Below are 3,304 nucleotides of genomic sequence, written 5' to 3' on the forward strand. Positions count from 1 at the left end.
TTTGAAAGTTTGACCAGCTACTTTATCCTTATCAGGCGTATAGCCGGTAATGCTTGGTGTGATTACACTGTCGACAGATTGAGCGTTATCATTGTCCCACGTTGTCTTGCCAGTTACATCGTCTTTAGTACCTGTTTCATTGAAGGAAACAGTTTGAGTTTTATCTGGCTTAGCTGTATTGCCATTATCATAAAGATAATGAATTGTACGCGTTACAGTATCATTTCTAGTTACATTTTCAGTGCTATGTTTCAAGTGAACTTCATAAGTTTGATCTACATTATCGTCATGATCAAAGATTAAAGGTTGGCCTTTAGTTGAATCGCTAACCAACTTATAATGTTGATCTTCGTATTGCTTGATAGTATCGCCTGTTGTGTACTTAGCATCTTGGTCAGAGAAACCGTCACGCTTATCAGTACGAAGTATCTCACCGGTTGTATCGTCAACATAAGTGATTATCATGTGCTGTGCATCAGGACTATAAATAAATTGAACTTCGTGTTGAACTGCGGTTACATAGGGGTTACGTACAGTACAATGATAACGTTCAAATTTAGTAGAGCTATTCGGTGCAATTTCTCTTGTCTCAGTGAGGGCATCGCCCTTACCATCAACCAACCAAACTTCCATTGTTCCATCTGGATAAATTTGATGATACAACACGGAATATTCAACTTTGTTAGTACCAAAATCGTAATAAACTTTTTTATAATACTTATCATCACTGAACTGAGAAAGTGTTCCTTTAAAATTACCTTTAGGAGCAGATATTAAAGAATAGCCTTGGATTACTTTTATATACTGACCTACATCATCAATTTCAAGCTCTTGACCAGTAAATCCCTCCACACTCACATTAGGCAGCTTGAAATTTTTAAATTCTTGTAAATGCTTTTCATTGTCAAGATAGTAATACTTAATCACGGAGTTTTTTGTAAATACTGGTACAATTTCACCAATAGCTGAACAGTCATTGCTAGTGGTACTTCCTAAACCATAACCCTGCTTAATAGGATTTAAATTACTATATTGATAATAACCACCCCACCAGTAATATCCAGAGGCAGAAGTTACGGTAGATGAATTTTGAGTTGATTCTTTGTTACCGTCAATAATGATATTGCTACTACCATCATTATTAATTCGATATCCTCGCCCATTAATATCAATATTTTTATTCTGATCTACTCCAACAGTATCAGTAGTCTTTATTTCTCCATTATTATCAATTACATAAGCATAAATATTTTTGTCATTAGAATCATTTCTATTAACGGACAAAATTAATTTAGAATCCGGATACCGACTGTCATCATTATTAAGTGACAAAACTTGATAAATATATTTATCTTTACCAATTAAGTTGTTTAACTCACTGGGATAATTAGAAGGATCCTCTGCTTTAACTACAACTTTTCCGTCTGAATTCTTATCCGTTGGATTTATCTGTTTTTCTAAAGGTAGATTTTTTGAAGTTTGGTATTTTGCTTGAATTTGTTTTATTTGAGGACTTACTACCGAACTAGCTTTTCCATTAATCTTAGTAGCAGCTAAATCAGCTTGAGCTTTTGCAACTTGCAAATCATTTGAGTCTACAGTAGTTCCTTTAGCAACATTTTCTTCATGCTTCTGAATAGTATTAGCCGTTTTCTCTTTTGGTGCTACTGCATCACCAGACTGTTGATCTTTCTTTGAATCATCAATATTTTTAATTTCTACATTTCTAGCATTGCTATTATCAGTAACACCATCTCCACCAACTTTTGCATTGCTATTGTTAGTAACTTCAGAATCTGCGGTACCAGCCTCATCAGCCTTACTCTTCAAATCAGTCGATAAATTGAGAGTATTTCGATCTGAATTATCATGTACTTGAGAATTACTATTTTCGTTGGTTGTTCTCACATCAGCATAGACTTTATTGTTGTTCATTTCAGTCATTAATGATACACCAATCAACACACTAGCTGCCCCTACTGTTAATTTTCTAATTGAAAATCTTTGTAATTGTTCCTTATTAAACATTATTATCCCTTCAAACTAATAATCTAATTACTTAAATTTTCTTAAAACTTTCATATACAGTCTAAATATATCACATTGTTTATGTTTCATAGTTCTTTTTTGTATTTTTCTGAAGTTTTTATTAGGAATAAGAAAGTGTCTGGGAAAAAACTAATTTCCAGGCCATGAAAAAAGCGATGAACTTCATAAGAAGCCATCGCTCTTTTTGTATACTTTAAACCCATTCCTTGATATTATTTAATCACCACAAAAAAACAATAGAAAGTGGGCTTAAACATGTATCAAAATTATATCACAGGACAAACTACTTATCATTAAATTTAGATTTTTCTATCCCTGCAAATCACATTGCCAGTGTTATCATTGAATTCGTTGATTCTATTCCTAACGAAGTTATCTTAGAGACTACTTCTAATACAGGCAGACCTGCATATCACCCGGCAATGATGCTTAATATTTTACTCTTTGCTTATTCTAGAAGAGTTTTTTCAGGCAGAAAAATTGAAAGAATGCTAGAAGAGAATCTGCCCATGATGATTGGGGCTGACAATAGAAAGATTTCTTATCACACGATCAATAATTTCAGATCAAGCGACCATGCCGATAAGGTAATTAAGCAGTGCTTTGTCTACTTTACTTCATTATTAGAAGATGAGGGATTAATTCGTGAAAATCAGTTTTTATCGATGGTACTAAGATTGAAGCGGACGCCAACAGGTACACTTTTGTCTGGCGAAAAGCTATTGAGAAGTATCATGCCAAGTTAAAGGAAGACGTGTCTGCTTTATATGAAGAACTGATCAATAAAGAAGTAGTCAAAGCCATGGCCGAAGAAGAAGCCCAAACTAGTCAAGGCTTAGAGATTCTGGCTCAAGAAACGGAAAAAGAAGTTGAGAAGCTGACCGAGAAAATTGATCGAGAACCTAAAGCCATTCCAGGCGGATCAAAAAATAAGGCCAAGCGCCGTGAATTAAAGAAGATCGCACATAAACTCAGAAAAGGTTTTATTCCGCGTGCTAAAAAGTACGAAGAAGCTGAAGAGATCTTTGTTGGCCGTAACAGCTACTCTAAAACAGATCATGATGCCACCTTCATGCATATGAAAGAAGATCATATGAAAAACGGGCAGCTAAAGCCAGGCTACAATATTCAGGCAACGACTACTAATCAATATATAGTTGATTTTGTCCTGTTTCCTAATCCGACTGACTTTAGAACATTTGAACCATTTCTAGACCAAATGAAGTCCAGAGGAATTCTCGATAAGTTTCAAAAT

General features: G+C 34.5%; 1 protein-coding gene and 1 pseudogene. One reads left to right on the top strand and one right to left on the bottom strand.

Annotated features, from left to right (window positions below):
- Positions 1–2,028, bottom strand: a 2,028-nt coding sequence (locus HMPREF0528_RS08535; RefSeq protein WP_004896645.1) for a mucin-binding protein, incomplete at its 3' end; no start/stop codon positions are given.
- 276 nt (positions 2,029–2,304) lie between these two features.
- On the opposite strand from HMPREF0528_RS08535, the pseudogene HMPREF0528_RS08540 reads away from it, so the two are divergent.
- Positions 2,305–3,304, top strand: a pseudogene (locus HMPREF0528_RS08540) (transposase); the annotation flags it as partial.

It is taken from the genome of Lactobacillus johnsonii ATCC 33200 (assembly GCF_000159355.1).
GTDB lineage: Bacteria > Bacillota > Bacilli > Lactobacillales > Lactobacillaceae > Lactobacillus > Lactobacillus johnsonii.